At 73.0% G+C, this 18121-nt stretch carries 7 protein-coding genes and 1 pseudogene; 1 reads left to right on the top strand and 7 read right to left on the bottom strand.

From position 1 onward, the window contains the following. Positions 1-89: 89 nt before the first annotated feature. The 4 genes from LNK82_RS14910 to LNK82_RS14895 all read right to left on the bottom strand — a co-directional run bounded on the left by LNK82_RS14910 (position 90) and on the right by LNK82_RS14895 (position 4948). The gene (locus LNK82_RS14910) at positions 90-572 is read right to left on the bottom strand and encodes a cobalamin B12-binding domain-containing protein (protein WP_230567571.1); all 483 of its coding nucleotides are present in this window, start codon (positions 570-572) and stop codon (positions 90-92) included. Further along, complete coding sequence (locus tag LNK82_RS14905) at positions 569-1789, bottom strand: type III PLP-dependent enzyme domain-containing protein (protein ID WP_230567570.1); 1221 nt, start codon at positions 1787-1789, stop codon at positions 569-571. The genes LNK82_RS14910 and LNK82_RS14905 overlap by 4 nt, the downstream gene beginning before the upstream one ends. Continuing rightward, entirely contained in the window at positions 1789-3321 is a 1533-nt protein-coding gene (locus LNK82_RS14900) for an AMP-binding protein (RefSeq protein ID WP_230567569.1), read from the bottom strand. Before LNK82_RS14900 ends, LNK82_RS14905 begins: the two co-directional genes overlap by 1 nt. A gap of 61 nt (positions 3322-3382) precedes the next feature. Then, on the bottom strand, positions 3383-4948 hold the full coding sequence (locus tag LNK82_RS14895) for an AMP-binding protein (protein WP_230567568.1): 1566 nt from the start codon (positions 4946-4948) through the stop codon (positions 3383-3385). A gap of 95 nt (positions 4949-5043) precedes the next feature. On the opposite strand from LNK82_RS14895, the gene LNK82_RS14890 reads away from it, so the two are divergent. Next, entirely contained in the window at positions 5044-5289 is a 246-nt protein-coding gene (locus LNK82_RS14890; protein WP_230567567.1) for a phosphopantetheine-binding protein, read from the top strand. 22 nt (positions 5290-5311) lie between these two features. On the opposite strand, the gene LNK82_RS14885 is transcribed toward LNK82_RS14890, so the two are convergent. From LNK82_RS14885 to LNK82_RS14875, 3 genes and pseudogenes are all read right to left on the bottom strand, one after another. Further along, complete coding sequence (locus tag LNK82_RS14885) at positions 5312-6223, bottom strand: ACP S-malonyltransferase (RefSeq protein ID WP_230567566.1); 912 nt, start codon at positions 6221-6223, stop codon at positions 5312-5314. A gap of 114 nt (positions 6224-6337) precedes the next feature. Next, positions 6338-7243 carry a proline iminopeptidase-family hydrolase gene (locus LNK82_RS14880; RefSeq protein WP_230567565.1) on the bottom strand — a complete coding sequence of 302 codons (906 nt, stop codon included), beginning with the start codon at positions 7241-7243 and terminating at the stop codon, positions 6338-6340. Next, positions 7240-18108: pseudogene (locus LNK82_RS14875) on the bottom strand (SDR family NAD(P)-dependent oxidoreductase); the annotation flags it as partial. The gene LNK82_RS14880 and the pseudogene LNK82_RS14875, both read right to left, overlap by 4 nt. Positions 18109-18121 lie beyond the last annotated feature (13 nt).

The following is an 18121-nucleotide window of genomic DNA, read 5'->3' as shown; positions in this document are numbered from 1 at the left end:
CGCCTTCGCCGGCCGACGGCCCGACGGACGTCACGCCGCCCACCCGACCGGGCTGACGACACCGGGTCCCGGCCGCCGTAGCAGCGCCCTCACGCCGTCGCCTCCGAGCCCTGCGCCGCACCCGACAGGGCGGGGCGGCCGGCGGGCGGGATGGCGTGCACGAAGCGGCGGAAGTCGGCGATCGCTTCGCCGCCGTCCTCGAAGACCGCGTCGAAACCCGCCGCCAGCAGGGCCGGAGTGTGGCGGCTCACGTCGCCGGAGACGCCCAGCTTGCCCCCGATCACCACGGGCGTCGCGGCCAGTTCGGGGACGCCGCGCAGCCGTTCGATCACCCGCAGGGCGTCCTGGCCGCCGTGGCCGTTGACGGTCCCGATCACCACCAGCCCGGGCCGGAGGTGCCGGCACCGCTCCACCAGCACCTCGTCCGGCACGCACGGCCCTAGGTTCACCACCGGGTAGCCCAGCTCTTCCACCAGCAGCTGGAGGAACACCAGGTTCCACGTGTGCGAGTCGGACGCGACGCCGCTCACCACGACCGTCGGCGCGGTCGGCAGGAGGTCCGGAGTCGTCACCGGGGCACCCGTCGGTGCTCGATGCGGGACACCGAGACGACCTCGTCACCCCGCACCACGACCTCGGTGGGCGCGGGCCTGCCGAGGAACATCAGCAGGCTCGCCGTCGGCCCGTACGCGCCGGTGTTGGGCACGCGCACGACGTCACCGGACTCCAACGGCGGCAGGTCGATCTGCCGACCGAGGACGTCACCCGGCGTGCACAGCGGACCGACGAGACTGGCCTTCTCCACCGGCCCGTCACCCTCGGCGGGCCGCACCTGGACCGGCAGCAGCCGACCCAGACCGGACATGCCGCCGAACGTGTTGATCCCGGCATCGGTGATCACGAACTTGCGCCCGCGGCTGACCTTGACGTTCGTGACGCCCGCGACCAGCGTGCCGCTGCCGCCGACCAGGTAGCGCCCCGACTCGCAGGCGACGCGCGGCGCACCGGTGCGCCACCGCGGCAGGTGCAGGTCCAGCGCCCGTTCGAGCGCGGCGCGCAGCTTCGGGTACTCGGGCCGCTCCCCCGGCGCGCCGTAGGGCACCGTGAAGCCGCCGCCGATGTCGAGGTAGCGCAACGGCAGGTCGAGGTCGTCCGACAGCCGGGCGGCGAGCTCGATCGTGTGCTCGAACTCGCCGATCAGGTTGTCCTCGTCGGTGGCGTTGCTGAGCGGGAAGAAGTGGAAACCCGCGATCCGCACGCCCTCCACCTCCCGCAGCAGCGGCAGCGCGTCGGCGAGCACCTCGCTGTCGAAGCCGAACTGCGACGGCGTGCCGGTCATCCGGATGCTGGTGGTGGCGCTGGCCGCGACGCTGTTGACGCGCAGCAGGCAGTCCACTTCGACGCCCCGCGCGCGAGCGGCCTCGCCGACGTGCCGCACGTCGGTCACCGAGTCGGTGGAGAACAGCCGCACGCCCTGGGCGATCGCCTCGTCCAGCTCGCCGCGGGTCTTGCCGGGGCCGGTGTAGAGGCAGTCCTCGCCGCGGAACCCGGCGGTGAGCGCGGCGGCCAGCTCACCGGTGGAGCTGATCTCCGCCCGGCAGGTGCGGCCCTCGCCCTCGCGCAGCGCCCGCACCAGGTCCGGGTGCGGGTTCGCCTTGAGCGCGTAGAACAGCTCGACCTCGTCGGGCAGCGCGTCGAACAGCTGCTTCCTCGCCTCGGCCACGTCGTCCAGCCGGTACACGTACAGCGGCGTGCCGAACTCGGCGGCAAGCTCGACGTCGTCGGTCATCATCTGCTCCGGTCGAGGAGGTCGGCGAGCGCGGCGCGCGCGTTCTTGCCGTGCATGGTCAGCGGCAGGTCGTCCACGACCCGGCAGATCGCCGGCACCTTCGCCGGTTCCAGGCGCTGGGCCAGTTCCTTCAGCACCACGTGCGGGTCGACGTCGCCCTCGACGAACAGCGCGAGGTCGCGGTCGCCCGCCGGCGGCACCGCGGCGGCCGTCCGCACGCCCGGCACGTCCATGGCGGCGGCCTCGATCTCGACCGTGCTCATGCGGATGCCCTTGCGCTTGAACATGTCGTCGCGGCGGCCCTCGAAGTACAGGTAGCCGTCCTCGTCGACGCGGCCGTAGTCGCCGGTGTGCAGCCGCCGCTGCCCGGTGTCGCCGACCGGTCGGAACGTCTTGTCGGTCAGCTCGGGCATGCGCCAGTAGCCGGGCATGACGTGCGGGCCGGACACCACGATCTCGCCGACCTCGCCCTGCGGCACGGGTTCGCCGTCGGGGCCGAGGATCGACACGGTGGTGCCGGGCAGGGGCAGGCCGACCGACTGGGGCCGCTCCCGGTCCTCCTCCGGCGGCATGATCGACACGCGCTTGCACTCGGTCTGCCCGAACTGGCGCACCACCCGGACACCGGGGAACGCCGACCGCAGTGCGCCGATCGTCGGCGCGGACAGCGCGGCGCCGGTGTTGGTGATCAGCCGGACCGGCGGAGGCGGCTCGACGTCGCGCTGCGCCAACGTGGTGATCATCGTGGCGAGCGACGGCACGATGGGCACGACGGTCGCGCCCACCTCGCGCATCCGCCGCAGCAGCAACAGGTCCGACTCCTCGCCCGCCAGCACGATCTCGCTGCGGCCCAGGCACGTCAGCAGGACCTTGTAGAGGCCGTAGTCCCAGGAGAGCGGGAAGCGGCAGAACACCACGTCGTCGGCGCGGTAGCCGAGCACCTGCTGCAGCGCCCGGGACGCGAACACCACCTGCGCGTGCGGTCCGATCACGGCCTTGGGCGCGGCCGTGCTGCCGGAGGTGTAGATGAGCACGGCGATGTCGTCGGGCGCGACCTCGACGTCCACCCGGACGTCCTGGTCGGCCGCCGCTTCGACCTCGGGCCACACGTCGGCCAGGTCGTGCACCGGCAGGTCCGTGATCGCCCGCAGCTGCGCGGTCTGCTCGCCCGCACCGATCACCGCGACGGGCTCGGCGTCGGCGAGCACGGAACGCAGGTGGTACTGCTTCATCGCGGGGTTGAGCGGCACGAAGATCACGCCGTTGCGGGACGCGCCGAAGAACATCGCGACCTGTTCCCGGCGGGTCGGCAGCTGCACGACGAGGCGGTCGCCGCGGCGCAGCCCCTGGTCGTGCAACCACCGGGCGAAGGCGTGGCTCAGCGCGTGCAGCCGGCGGTAGGTCAGCGTGCCGACCGGGTCGCGGACGGCGGACGCGTCGGGCGTCTCGGCCGCGGCTTCGTCGAGCAGGCCGTGGATCGACGCGGCGCGTTCGATCGGGGTGATTCGGGCGTCCAAATCCGCGTCTCCCATTCGGAAAGCGGGGCCTGAGAAGAATTCGATGGTGTCGAACGTAACCGGCGGCCGGCACCGGTCACACCCCTAGAGAGCTTTTCTCACCCCTAGGCGAGTACACGGCCGCGGCATCGGCTGCGAGCCGTGAACGGTCCACCTTGCGGTTGGAGTTGAGCGGGAATTCATCGACGTGCCGGTACCGCTTCGGCACCATTCCGGAAGGCAACGTCGAGCGCAGCGCGGCGGCCAGCGCGGCGGGTGGCGTCGGCTCCCCGGTGTAGTAGACGACGAGTTCGGTCGTCTCGTCCGCGGTGACCGCGACGACCACCGCGTCCTGCACGCCGGGGCACGACCGCAGCGCGTGCTCGACCTCGGCGGGCTCGACCCGCCAGCCCTGCACCTGGACCTGGCTGTCGAGCCGGCCGAGGTAGATCAGCTCGCCGTTGTCGAGCCTGCGCACGCGATCCCCGGTGTGGTACCAGGTTCGGCCGTCGCGGCGGACGAACCGGCCCCGCTCGTCGGCGGGGTCGAGGTAGCCCGCGGTGAGCTGCGGCCCGGTGACGCACAGCTCGCCCTCGTCGGCGACAGGCTCGCCGTCCGCGCCGAGCAGCACGTGGTCGTGTCCCTCGTGGACGGCACCGATGGGCACGAGCCCGTTGACGCACAGGGAAGGTGACGTGTCGGGCCGCCAGCGGTGCCCGGTCACGGTGACGGTCAGCTCGGTGGGGCCGTAGATGTTCTCCAGCGCCGAGTTGGGCGCCGCGGCCTGCCAGTCGGCGGCGTCGGCGGCCTTGAGCGCCTCGCCCGCGAACAGGCTCAGCCGCAGCCCCGGCAGCACGCCGGGCGCGAGGCCGCCGGTGCGGCGCACCAACGGGATCGCGCTGGGCGTGGAGAACCACACCGTGACGCCGCGCTCGGCCAGGAACTCCGGCAGCCTGCGGTAGGCGGCGGCGGGCACGGCCTGCACCGTCGCGCCCGCGTCCCACGCGCAGAACAGGTCGAACATCGCGCAGTCGAAGTTGAGGTCGAACGTCTGCGAGAACACGTCGTCCGCGCCTGCCTCGTACCGACGGGTGACGAGGTCGAAGTAGTGCCGGGTGTTGCCGTGGGTGATCGACACGCCCTTCGGCGTGCCGGTCGACCCCGAGGTGAACAGCAGGTAGGCGGTGTCCCGCGCGTCGACCGACCGCGGCTCGCCGAGCGCGGTGGCGGCGTGGACCGGCACGGCCCGGCCGGCGGGGACGTCGCCGCCCGCCGGGGCGAGCACCGGCAGGTCGACCTCCGGCATCCGGGCGAGCACGCCCGCGCCCTCCTCGTCCACGATGAGCGCCGACACCCCGGCCAGCTCGATCATCCGCGCGGTGCGCGCCGGCGGGAACGCCAGGTGCAGCGGCACGACCGCGGCGCCGGTGTAGAGCGCGGCGAGCACGCCGACGTACGCCTCGACGCTCTTGCCCGCCAGCACGCCGATCGCGCGCGGCCGTTCGTCCACACCGGCCAGCAGCGCGCCCGCCCACCGCGACGCGAGGTCGTGCGCGGCCTCGTAGGTGATCGCGTCCGCGCCCACGCGCACCGCGTCACGGTGCGGCGAAACCGCGAGCCCGCGCAGGAAACGGGCGTGCAGCGCGGGTGTCGTGTCGGTCATCGTGGCTCCGGGGACTAGGGGGCGCCAGGGGTTGTGAGGGCACCGCGGATCGGGTGTCGTTTCGGTCCAGCGGACCAACGACAGTCGGAGGGGTTATGTGGGACGAACGGTTCGAGGAGCTGCTGCGGGCGCAACTGCCCTTCCTCCCGCCGGACGAGGAGCTGGCGGCGGACGCGGTGCTGCGCGACCTGGGCCTGGACTCGATGGCCACGGTGGACCTGCTGTCCGCCGTGGAGCAGGAGTACGGCGTGCGGTTTCTGGACGAGTCGCTGAACATGAGCACGTTCGCCACGCCGGGCACGCTGTGGGCGGCGCTGTCGTCCATGATGGAACCCGCCTGACCGGCGGACCGGGCAGCGACGGCTACGCGCTCGCGGCGGCCATGCCGCGGGTGCGTGGCCGCAGCACGCGGTCCAGGTTGGCCGGCACGACCTCGAACGCGGAACGCGCCGCGCGGACCCGGCCGAAGACCGCGTCCGGCCCGGCGACGTGCAGCGTGCGCACCCCGAGCCCTTGCAGCGCCGCGATCACGGCGGGCCAGCGCACCGGGCGCACGATCCCGTCCAGCAGCATCGTCCGCACCCCGTCCGCCGTGGTGAGCACCCGACCGTCCTGGTCGGCCACCACCGGCACGCGCGGGTCGGCGAAGTCGATCCCGGCCAGCACGTCGCGCTCGACCCGGTCGCGCAGCGGCGCGAACGCGGCGCAGTGCAGCGGCGGGCGCATCGTGTAGAACGACATGCCGCCCACCGCCCGGAGCCTGCGCTGGAACTCCTCCAACGCGGTGTCGCGCAGGGACACCATGTGGAAGTCCTCGTCGACGTAGCAGGAGATCTCGTGCCACTCGCCCCGCCGGTCCATCTCGCCGAGGATCTCGGCCAGCGCGTCGGCGGGCACCCGGGTGAACGAGTGGGTGACCACGTCGCGGTGCTCGTGGGCGAAGTACTCCTGCTCGGCCCTGGCCATCGCCACCGTCAGGCCGACCGCGTCGGCGAAGTCCAGCGCGCCCGAGTAGACCGCGGCGGTCTTGCCCCCGAAGCTCAGCCCGACGCACACCTCGGGGCGTGCGCCGAACTCCTCCTCCGCCCACTTGGCCATGCCCAGGCAGGCGATCAGGAACGCGACCTGAGCGTATTCCGAGTAGTCGTCGTCATCGGCCAGGCAGCGGTCGAACAGGGAATAGCCGAGCACGTCGTCCGCGGTCGCGAGCATGGCCCGGGTCGACGGGTCGACGAGCAGGAACTTGGCGAGGTCGTGGAATCGGTTGGGCCCCATTCCGGGGAAGGTGATGGCGGTGTCCATGTACCTTTGTCCATTCACGTGTGACGCGCCGCGGTTTCCCTGCGAGTGTGTGGCGCGGGTCCGGGCCCGGCACACCCCTAGCTCCCCCTACCGGGCCGACAGGCCGTCCAGGTAGTCCCGCATGACCCGGGTGAAGCGCTCCGGCTCCTCCAGGTTGGGCAGGTGGCTGGACTCCTCGAACAGTTCCCACCGCACGTCGGGCACGAGGTCGGCGTAGGGCTGCACGGTCACCGGCGTCGCCTCGTCGTGCCTGCCCGAGATGAGCAGCGTCGGCACCTCCACCAACGGGCAGCAGTCGATCACCGACCAGTCCTTGAGGGTGCCGACGACGTGGAACTCGCTCGGCCCGTTCATCGCGTGGTAGACGGTCGGGTCGTTGACGATCTCGTAGAACGAGGCCAGGTAGTCGCGCGGCCACGGGTCGAGCCGGCACACGTGCTCGGTGTAGAACGGCATGATCGCCTTGGCGTACTCCTCGCTGTCGGTGGTGCCCGCGGCCTCGTGCCGCAGCAAGGTGTCGTTGACGCCCAACGGCAACCGGGCGCGCAGCACCTCCATCTCCCGCAACCACAACGGGTAGGACGCGGGCGAGTTGGCCACCACCAGGCCGCGCAGCCCGGCGGGCCGCGCGGCGGCGTGCTTGGTGGCGAGCATCCCGCCCCAGGAGTGCCCGTACAGCACGTACCCGTCGGCGATGCCCAGGTGCGCGAGGAGGTTGTCCAGCTCGGCCAGGAACAGCTCCACGGTCCAGAAGCCCGGCCCCCGGTCGGGCAGGTGCGTGGAGCCGCCGTTGCCGAGCTGGTCGTAGTGCACGACCGGGTGGCCGTGCTCGGCGAGGGCGGCCATGTTCTGGAGGTAGTCGTGCGTGCTGCCCGGCCCCCCGTGGACGACCACCAGCGGCGGGCGGCCGGCGCGCAGGTCGCCGGTCACCCGGTACCAGGTGTGGTGCTCGCCGAAGGGCGCCAGGCCCCTCGACGTCGGCTTGATCTTCATCGGTCGTCCCTCTCCATCGAGTCGAGCCAGCCGTCGACGAGCTTCGCGGTGTCGGCGGAGCGCTCCTCGATGACGGTGAAGTGGTTGGCCGCCACGGACCGCACGGCGTGCGTGGGCTCCAGCGGCTCGGCGAGCCAGTCCTGCTGGTCCTCGGGCAGGTCGAGGAAGCTCTCGGTGCACCGGATGAACAGCACGGGCGCCTCGACCGGGTCCATCCGCAGGTTCGGCACGAGGTCGAACCAGCAGGCCATCGCGGACAGCCGGGCGTTGTCGAACCGGCCGAACAGGGACTCCTTCTCGTACAGGCCCAGCGTCAGCTCGCGGATCGGCATGGCCGCGCCGGAGCCCTCGTCGAGGATCTTGAACGAGTCGAGCATGACCACGCCCGCCGGTCGTGCGGCCCCGGTCCGCTCCAGGTGCCCGGCCACCGAGTAGGCCAGCGACCCGCCCGACGAGTAGCCGAAGAGCACGAACGGCTCGCCCTCCGCGGCCTTGAGCACGGCCGCGGCGAGCACCTCGACGGCGGCGTCCACGGAGGCGGGCAGGCCCTCCCCCGCGACGAAGCCCGGCGTGGGGATGCCCACGACGTGCCGCGGCGTGCCGAGGTGCCCGACCACCCGCGAGTGCTGGTGCAGGCCACCGGTGACCATCGGCGTGCTCAGGCAGATCAGGCGCGGCGCGCCGGCCGGCCCTTCGCGCATGGTGACCGGCGACGGGATGTCCGCCGGGTCGGCCGCCGAGGTGAACTTCGGCCGCAGCGCGACCACCGCGCGCAGCAGGTCGTACGCCTCGCCGACGCGGCCCTCCTCCAGCCCGGCGCGGAACAGGGCGCTGAGCGAGTCGTCCGCCGCGGCGGCCACCGGCGTCGCCGTCGCGCCGACGGCCAGCTCGGACCGCACCCACCGTGCCAGCTCCGCCGGGTTCTTGTTGTCGAACACCACCATGGGCGGCAGGCTCAGCCCGGTGGCCGCGTTGAGCTGGTTGCGCAGCTCCATCGCGGTGAGCGAGTCGAACCCGGACTCCAGGAAGTCGCGCTCGGGGTCGACGGCGGCCGGGTCGGTGTGGCCGAGCAGCATCGCGCAGTACCCGAGCACGAGGTCGCGCAGCACGACTTCCTGCGCGTCCTCGTCCAGCCCGGCGAGCCGCTGCCGCAGCGCGCCCGCTTCGGCCGCCTCCGCCGCGCCACGCCTGCGTGCCGGTGCGAAACCGCGCAGCAGCACGGGGATCTCGTCGGTGCGGGAGCGCAGCGCCTGCACGTCCACCTTCAGCGGCACGAGTGCCGGCACGCCCGCCGCGAGCGCCGCGTCGAACGAGGCGAACGCCTCGGCCTCGGTCAGCGCGGGCAGGCCCTGACGACGGAGGCGGTGCAGGTCGGCTTCGGTCAGGTAGGCGCTCAAGCCGGTGTCGACCGCCCACAGGCCGAACGCCATCGACGTCGCGGCCAGCCCGGACGCCGCCCGGTGCGCGGCGAGGGCGTCGAGGAACACGTTCGCCGCCGCGTAGGGCGCCTGGCCCGACGCGAGGACGTGCCCACCCGCGGAGGAGAACAGCACGAACGCGGCCAGGTCCACCTCCGCGGTCAGCTCGTGCAGGTGCCAGGCGGCGTCCGCCTTGGCCCGCAGCACGGGGTCGATCCGCTCGGGCGTGATGGTGCCGATGAGGCCGTTGTCCGCGACGCCGGCGGCGTGCACGACACCCGTCAACGGGTGCTCGGCCGGGATGCCCGCCAACAACGCCGCCACCGCGTCACGATCACCGACGTCGCACGCCGCGATCGTCACCTCCGCACCGAGCGCCGTCAGCTCTTCACCCAACTCCGCCGCGCCCGGCGCCTCCACACCACGCCGACTCGTCAACACCAGGTGCCGCACACCGTGCTCGACCACCAAGTGACGGGCCACCAGACCACCCAGACCACCGGTACCACCCGTGACGAGCACCGTGCCGCCCTCGCGCCACCGCGGCCGGTCACCGACGTCGGTGTGCCGGACCAGCCTGGGCACGCTCAACCGGCCGCCCCGCACCGCGACCTCCGGTTCACCGGCAGCCGCGGCGGGGTCGACCACGCCCGCGGACACGGCCCGGTCGTCGACGTCCACCAGCACGAACCGGCCCGGGTTCTCCGCCTGCGCCGCCCGCACCAGGCCCCACACCGGGGCCTGCGCGACGTCGACCACGCCGTCACCGGCGTCGACCGCGTGCCTGGTCACCACCACGAGGGTCGTGCCGGTGAAGCGCTCGTCCTCCAGACAGGTCCGCACGGCGGCGAGCACGGCGGTCGTGGCGGACCGCACGCGCGTCGGCACGTCGTCACCGACGGGTTCGACGCGCAGCCGGACGTGCGCGGGGGCCGGACGACCCTCGGCGACGTCGGCGAACGGCACCAGCTCCACCCGGTCCTCGGGCGTGGCGAGCGGGTTCCAGTCGACGCGCAGCACCGACGCGTCGCGCCGACCCGCCGTCAACTGCTCGACCGACACCGGGCGCAGGTTCAGCGCCGCGACGGACGCGACGGGCGCACCCGCGGCGTCGGCCAGGGTGAGCGCGAACGCCGTCTCGCTCGACCGGCTCAGCCGGACCCGCAGCGCGGTGCCGCCGGTGGCGTGCAGGGTCACGCCGGACCAGGAGAACGGCAGCATCGTGCGCGTGCCGTCGGCGTCCTCGTCACCGGCGAAGTTCAACGCGTGCATCGCGGCGTCGAGCAGCGCGGGGTGCAGCCCGTACCGGGCGGCTTCGGCGCGGCTCTGCTCCGGGAGCGCGACCTCGGCGTAGACGTCGTCACCGCGCCGCCACGCCGCCCGCAGGCCCTGGAACGCCGGGCCGTACCCGTACCCGCGCTCTTGGAGGAACTCGTACGCACCGTCGAGGTCGACGGGCTCGGCCCCGGGCGGCGGCCACTCGTCCAACCGGGCGCCGGTCGCCCCCGTCCCGGCCACGAGCACACCTTCGGCGTGCGACGTCCACGGCTCGTCCGGCTCCGCGTCCTGGGGACGGGAGTGGATGGTGATCCGACGTCGCCCGTCGTCGTCCGGCGCGCCGACGCGCACCTGCAGCTGCGAGCCCTTCTCGCCCGGCACGAGCGGTGCGCCGAGGGTCAGCTCCTCCAGCACGTCGCAGCCGACGCGGTCACCGGCCTGGACGGCCACCTCGACCAGCGCGGCGCCGGGGACCAGGACGTTGTCGAACACGCGGTGGTCGGCCAGCCAGCGCTGCGCGTGCACGGCGAGGCGTCCGGTGAGGAGCAGCTCGCCGGAGTCGGCCAGCGGCACCGCCGCACCCAGCAGGGGGTGTTCGACCGTGGCCAGGCCGGTGGCCGCGATGTCCGGGGTGAGCAGCAGTTGCTCGTCCGGCCAGTACTCCTGGCGCTGGAAGGGGTAGGTCGGCAGGTCGACCCGCCGGGCGGCGCGGCCCGCGAAGAAGGCCCGCCAGTCCACGGTCCCGCCGGCGGTGTGCAGCCGACCGACGCCGGTCACCAGCGTGACGGCCTCGTCACGGCCCTTGCGCTGCAACGGGATGCCGTCCTCGACCAGCGCGCTGAGCACGCCGTCCGGGCCGACCTCCACGAAGCGCACGACACCCTGCTCGCGCAGCCGCACCACGACGTCGTGGAACCGGACGGCGTCACGCACGTGCCGCACCCAGTACTCCGGGTCCGTCACATCACCGACCGTGGCGATCGGGATGGTCGCCTCGCGGAAGCTCAACTCCCGCACCACCGCCCGGAATGCGTCCAACATCGGGTCCATCAAGACCGAGTGGAACGCGTGCGACACCGACAGCCGCTTCGACCGCTCGAACTTCGCCGCGACCTCCAACACCTCGGCCTCGACACCCGACACGACCACCGAGTCCGGCCCGTTGACCGCCGCGATGCTCGCACCGTCGGTCAACAACGGCAGCACATCCGCCTCGGCGGCCTTGACCGCCACCATCGCCCCACCCTCGGGCAACGCCTGCATCAGGCTCGCCCTCGCCGCCACCAGCCGGCACGCGTCCGACAGCGACAACACACCAGCGACATGAGCCGCCGCGATCTCGCCGATGGAGTGACCCGCCACCCGATCCGGCCGAACACCCCACGACTCCAACAACCGGTAGAGCGCGACCTCGAACACGAACAACGCCGGCTGCGCGAACTCCGTGCGGTTGACGGCCTTCTCGTCCCAGCCCCACATCACGTCCAGCAGCTCCGGGGCGAACCCGGCCGCCGCCGCCTCCACCGCCCGCGCGAACACCGGGAACTCCCCGTACAGCTCACGGCCCATGCCGACCCGCTGCGAGCCCTGGCCGGTGAACAGGAACGCGGTCGAGCCGGTCGACCGCGCCACGCCGGACGTGCCCCGGCCCTCGGCCAGCGCGGTGAGCTCCCGCATCAGCTCGCCCCGGTGCTCACCGACCAGCACGGCGCGGTGCTCGAACCGGGAACGGCCCGTGGCCAGCGAGAAGCCGACGTCGACACCGCGCAGGTCCGGCCGGTCCGCCAGGTGCGACCGCAGCGACGCGGCCTGCGCGACGAGCCCTTCCGCCGTCCGGGCGGACAGCAGCCACGGCACGACCGAACCGGTCGCGGTCGGCGTCTCGGACCGGGGTTCCACCGGGTCGGCCTGCTCGATGATCACGTGCGCGTTGGTGCCGCTGATGCCGAACGACGAGACCGCCGCCCGCCGCGGCCGGTCCACCGCGGGCCACTCGCGCGCCTCGGTGAGCAGCCGCACGCCGCCCGCCGCCCAGTCCACGTGCGGCGACGGCTCGTCCACGTGCAGCGTCTTCGGCAGCACACCGCGCCGGACGGCCTCCACCATCTTGATCACCCCGGCCACGCCCGAGGCGGCCTGGGTGTGGCCGATGTTCGACTTGATCGACCCCAACCACAGCGGGGCGTCCTCGGTCCGGTCCTGGCCGTAGGTCGCCAGCAGCGCCTGCGCCTCGATCGGGTCGCCCAACGTCGTGCCGGTGCCGTGGCCCTCGACCACGTCGACGTCCGAAGTGGACAGCCCGGCCACGCCGAGGGCCTGCCGGATGAGCCGCTGCTGGGACGGCCCGTTCGGCGCGGAGAAGCCGTTCGACGCGCCGTCCTGGTTGAGCGCGGTCCCGCGCACGACGGCGAGCACCGGGTGCCCGTTGCGCCGCGCGTCCGACAACCGCTCGACCAGCAGCAGACCCGCGCCCTCGCCCCAGCCGGTGCCGTCCGCCGCGCCCGCGTACGACTTGCACCGGCCGTCGGCGGAGAGCCCGCGCTGGCGGCTGAAGTCGACGAACATGTCCGGCGTGGACATCACCGTCACGCCGCCCGCGAGCGCCAGCGAGCACTCACCGGAGCGCAGCGCCTGGATCGCCAGGTGCAGGGCGACCAGCGACGACGAGCACGCCGTGTCGACCGTGACCGCGGGCCCTTCCAGGCCGAGGGTGTAGGAGACGCGGCCGGACACGAGGCTGCCGCCGCTGGAGTGCGCCCGGTCCGAGCCCTGCCCGTAGTCGTGGTACATCAGGCCCGCGAACACGCCGGTGGCGCTGCCGCGCAGCGAGACCGGGTCGATCCCGGCGCGTTCCAGGGCCTCCCAGGCGATCTCCAGCAGCAGCCGCTGCTGCGGGTCCATGGCGACGGCCTCGTTCGGGCTGATCCCGAAGAACCCGGGGTCGAACATGGTCGCGTCGTGCAGGAAGCAGCCCTCGCGGGTGTAGCTCTTGCCGCGCTTGCCGGGTTCGGGGTCGTAGACCTCGTCCCAGCCGCGGTTGTCCGGGAACCCGGTCACGGTGTCGACGCCGTCCAGCACCACCCGCCACAGGTCCTCCGGCGTGGTGACGCCGCCGGGGTAGCGGCAGCCCATCGCGACGATGGCGATCGGTTCGTCGGCCGCCACCCTGGTGACGACCGCGGTGGTCGCGGCGGCGGCGCCGGCCAGCGTCTCCGCGATGTGCTGCGCCACCGCACGCGCGGACGGCTGGTCGAACACCAGGGTCGCCGGGAGGTCGAGGCCGGTCACGGTGTTGAGGGCGTTGCGCAGCTCGACCGCCGACAGCGAGTCGAAGCCCAGCTCCTGGAACGCCCGGTCGGGCTCGATCGCGTCGGCGGAGGCGTGCCCGAGGACGGCGGCCACGTGGCCGCGCACCAGGTCGAGCAGCGCGTCGACGCGCTGGGCGTCGGTGAGGCCGTCCAGTCGCCCGGCCAGCTCGTTCGAACCCCGCCGTGCCGCTTGACGGGCGGGAGCGCGCACGAGTCCGCGCAGCAACGCGGGCACGTCGCCGGTGCGGGCGCGTGCGGTCGCCGCGTCGACCCGCAGCGGCACGAGCACCGGCCGGCCCGTCCCCAGCGCGGCGTCGAAGAGGCCGAGACCTTCCTCGAGCGTCAGCGGCGGGAGTCCCTGGCGGCGCACGCGGTCCAGGTCGACCTCGCCGAGCAGCGCGCCGAGGCCCGCGTCCACGCCCCACAGCCCGTACGCCAGGGACGTCGCGGGCAGCCCTTCGGCGTGGCGGTGGTGCGCGAGGGCGTCGAGGAACACGTTCGCCGCCGCGTACGTCGCCTGCCCGGCGGCCAGCACCATGCCACCCGCCGAGGAGAACAGCACGAACGCGGCCAGGTCCACCTCCGCGGTCAGCTCGTGCAGGTGCCAGGCGGCGTCCACCTTCGGGCGGAACACGTCCTCGACCTGCTCGGGGGTGACCGCGCCGACCACGCCGTTGCGCGCGACGCCGGCGGCGTGCACGACACCGGTCAACGGGTGCTCGGCCGGGATGCCCGCCAACAACGCCGCCACCGCGTCACGATCACCCATGTCGCACGCGGCGATCGTCACCGCCGCACCAAGGGCGGTCAGCTCTTCTCCCAGCTCGGTCGCGCCCGGCGCTTCCACTCCACGCCGACTCGTCAACACCAGGTGCCGCACACCGTGCTCGACCACCAAGTGACGGGCCACCAGACCACCCAGACCACCGGTACCACCCGTGACGAGCACCGTGCCGCCCTCGCGCCACCGCGGCCGGTCACCGGTCGCGGACGTCCTGGCCAGCCTCGGCACGTGCGCCGACCCGGCGCGCAGGGCGATCTCCGGCTCACCGGTCGCCACCGCCGCCCGGACCAGCGACTCGTCGAACCCGTCGGTGTCCACCAGCACGAACCGGCCGGGGTTCTCCGCCTGGGCGGCCCGCACCAGACCCCACACCGGGGCCTGCGCCAGGTCGACCACGTCGTCCGCGCCCACCGCCACGGCGTGCGTGGTCACCACGACCAGCGTGCCCGTGCGCTCGGCGTTGAGCTGGTCGAGCACGGCCGCCGTGACCGCGCGCACGCGGTCGGTGACGTCGCCGTCCGGCGTCGTCACGGCGAACACCACGTCCTCGGCCCCCTCGGCCGAGGCGACCGGGACCTGCTGCCACCCGATGTGCAGCAGCGCGTCGCGGTGGTCGGGCCGCACGTCGAGCTGCGCCGCCGACACCGGCCGGGACACCAGCGCCTCGACCGACATGACCGGCAGGCCGGTCTCGTCCGCGACGGCCAGCGCGATGCTGTCCCGCCCGGACGGGGTGATCCGCACCCGGACCGCGTGCGCGGCGGCGGCGTGCAGCGTGACACCGCTCCACACGAACGGCAGCACGGTCCGGCCGTCGCGGTTGCCGTCGTCGTGCACCAGGATCGCGTGCAGGGACGCGTCGAGCAGCGCCGGGTGCAGCCCGAACCGCGCGGCCTCGGCGTTCTGCGCGGGCAGCGCGACCTCGGCGTACACGTCGTCCCCGACCTTCCAGGCCGCCTTGAGCCCCTGGAACACCGGCCCGTAGCCGTAGCCCTGATCGGCCAGCTGCTCGTACGCGCCGTCGAGGTCGATCGACTCCGCACCGGCCGGTGGCCACTGCGCCAGGTCGAAGGACGGCACGACCGCGCGTTCGGACAACGCGCCCTGCGCGTGCAGCGTCCAGGGCGCGTCGGAACCCTCCTCCCGCGAGTACACCGACACCGGCCGGCGACCGTTGCCGTCGGGCGCGTCGACCACGACCTCCACCACTGCCGCCTTGCCCGGCGCCAGCACCAGCGGCGCGGTCAGGGTCAGCTCCTCCAGCGTGGTGCAGCCGACCTGGTCACCCGCGCGCACCGCCAGCTCGACGAAGCCCGTGCCGGGCAGCAGGACGCTGCCGAGCACGTCGTGGTCGGCCAGCCACGGCTGCCGGTCGGTGCCGAGCCGCCCGGTCAACACCACTCGTTCCGAGTCGGGCGACTCCACCACCGCGCCCAACAGCGGGTGCTCGACCTTCCCGAGCCCGGCGGACCTCACGTTGCCGAGCTCGTCGGCCATCCACGACTCGGCCAGGTAGTCCATCGTGTCCAGCCAGTACCGCTCGCGCTGGAACGCGTAGGTCGGCAGGTCCACCCGCGTGCCGCGGCCGTCGAAGAACGCCTGCCAGTCGACCCCACCGCCCGTGCCGTGCAGCTGCCCGAGGCCCGCGACCAGAGTGACCGCTTCGTCACGCCCCCTGCGCTGCAACGCGATCGCGCCGTCGACCAGCGCGCTCAACACGCCGTCGGGCCCGACCTCGACGAACCTCGTGACACCTGCGCCGTGCAACTGCGTCACCGCATCGTGGAACCGCACCGCGTCCCGCACGTGCCGCACCCAGTACTCCGGGTCCGTCACATCGCCGGCGGTGGCAATCGGGATAGTCGGTGCCTGGAAGCTCAACTCCCGCACCACCGCGCGGAAATCGTCCAACATCGGGTCCATAAGGGTGGAGTGGAACGCGTGCGACACCGAAAGCCGCTTCGACCGCTCGAACTGCGCCGCGACCGCCAACACCTCGGCCTCGACCCCGGAGACGACCACGGAATCCGGCCCGTTCACCGCAGCGATACCGACACCGTCGGTCAGCAACGGCAGCACGTCGGCTTCGGTGGCCTTGATCGCCACCATCGCCCCGCCTTCGGGCAACGCCTGCATCAAACCCGCACGCGCCGACACCAACCGGCACGCATCAGGCAAGGACAGCACACCGGCGACGTGGGCAGCCGCGATCTCACCGATCGAATGACCCGCAAGCCGATCCGACCGAACACCCCACGACTCCAACAACCGGAACAACGCAACCTCGAAAGCGAACAACGCAGGCTGCGTGAACTCAGTGCGATCCAACCGTTCCGAGTCCTCACCCCACATCACGTCCCGCAACACCGGGTCGAAGCCCGCGAGCACCTCCGTGAACGCACCCGCGAACACCGGGAACGCCGCCGACAGTTCACGACCCATGCCGACCCGCTGCGAACCCTGACCCGTGAACAGGAACGCCGTCGAGCCCGTGGACCGGGTGAACGCGGGCACCAGCCCGGCCAGCGCACGCACCAGCTCGTCGCGGTCCCGACCGGCCACCACCGACCGGTGCGACAACGCCGCACGCGTGTTCACCAGCGAGAACGCCACGTCTGTCGGCCGCACGGACGGGTTGTCCACCAACCAGTCGTGCAGCTTGCGAGCCTGCGCGGCCACGCCCTCGGCGTCGTGCCCGGACACGAGCAGCGGCACGACCGGCAGCTCGGCGGTAGCGAGCTCGGTCTCCTCCTCCGGCGCCTGCTCGATGATCACGTGCGCGTTCGTCCCACTGATCCCGAACGACGAGATGCCGGCCCGACGCGGCCGACCCTCGACCGACCACTCCCGCGCCTCGGTCAACAACCGCACGTTCCCGGCCGCCCAGTCCACGTGCGGGGACGGCTCGTCCACGTGCAGCGTCTTCGGCATCACGCCGTGCCGGATGGCGTGGACCACCTTGATGATGGCGGCGACACCGGCCGCGGCCTGGGTGTGGCCGATGTTCGACTTGATCGAACCCAACCACAACGGGGCATCCTCAGGGCGGTCCTGACCGTAGGTCGCCAGCAACGCCTGCGCCTCGATCGGGTCGCCCAACGTCGTGCCGGTGCCGTGGCCCTCGACCACGTCGACCTGGTCGACGGAGACGCGGGCGTTGGCGAGGGCCGCCCGGATCACGCGGCGCTGTGACGGGCCGTTGGGCGCGGTGAGACCGTTGGACGCGCCGTCCTGGTTGATCGCCGACCCGCGGACCACGGCGAGCACGCGGTGGCCGTTGCGGCGCGCGTCCGACAGCCGCTCGACCAGCACCACACCGACGCCCTCGCCCCAGCCGGTGCCATCGGCCGCGCCCGCGAACGACTTGCACCGGCCGTCCTTCGCCAGCCCGCGCTGCCGGCTGAACTCCACGAAGGTCTCCGGCGTCGCCATGACCGCGACACCGCCGACGAGTGCCAGCGAGCACTCCCCCGCGCGCAGCGCCTGGACGGCCCAGTGCAGCGCCACCAGCGACGACGAGCACGCCGTGTCGACGGTGACCGCGGGACCTTCGAGGCCGAGCGTGTAGGAGACGCGCCCGGAGGCGACCGCACCGGTGCTGTTGTTGGCCGGGTAGTCGTGGTACATCATCCCGGCGAACACACCGGTATCACTGCCCCGCAACGACACCGGGTCGATCCCCGCCCGCTCGATCGCCTCCCACGACGCCTCCAACAGCAAACGCTGCTGCGGGTCCATCACCAACGCCTCGTTCGGGCTGATCCCGAAGAACGCCGGGTCGAAGTCGGCGGCGTTGTGCAGGAACGCGCCCTCACGGGTGTAGGTCTTGCCCACCGCACCGGGTTCCGGGTCGTACACACCATCGACGTCCCAACCACGATCGGTCGGGAACCCGCCCACGGCGTCCACACCGTCCGCCACCAACCGCCACAAGTCCTCCGGCGACGACACGCCACCGGGGTAGCGGCACGCCATGCCGACGATCGCGATCGGCTCACGCTGGGTGGCGGTGAGCTTCTGGTTCTGCTCGCGCAGGAGTTTCGTTTCCTTCAGCGACGCGCGGAGCGCTTCGACGAGTTTGTCGTTCGGG

Source organism: Saccharothrix luteola (genome assembly GCF_020859565.1).
Taxonomy (GTDB): domain Bacteria; phylum Actinomycetota; class Actinomycetes; order Mycobacteriales; family Pseudonocardiaceae; genus Actinosynnema; species Actinosynnema luteola.
This window is presented reverse-complemented; position numbering and strand designations above follow the sequence as displayed.

What these genes read in the sequence shown, in the direction of transcription:
- LNK82_RS14890 (WP_230567567.1), top strand. Translation starts at nt 5,044, where the DNA reads ATGTGGGACGAACGGTTCGAGGAGCTGCTGCGGGCGCAACTGCCCTTC.
- LNK82_RS14895 (WP_230567568.1), bottom strand. Translation starts at nt 4,948, where the DNA reads ATGACCGACACGACACCCGCGCTGCACGCCCGTTTCCTGCGCGGGCTC.
- LNK82_RS14900 (WP_230567569.1), bottom strand. Translation starts at nt 3,321, where the DNA reads ATGGGAGACGCGGATTTGGACGCCCGAATCACCCCGATCGAACGCGCC.
- LNK82_RS14880 (WP_230567565.1), bottom strand. Translation starts at nt 7,243, where the DNA reads ATGAAGATCAAGCCGACGTCGAGGGGCCTGGCGCCCTTCGGCGAGCAC.
- LNK82_RS14885 (WP_230567566.1), bottom strand. Translation starts at nt 6,223, where the DNA reads ATGGGGCCCAACCGATTCCACGACCTCGCCAAGTTCCTGCTCGTCGAC.
- LNK82_RS14905 (WP_230567570.1), bottom strand. Translation starts at nt 1,789, where the DNA reads ATGACCGACGACGTCGAGCTTGCCGCCGAGTTCGGCACGCCGCTGTAC.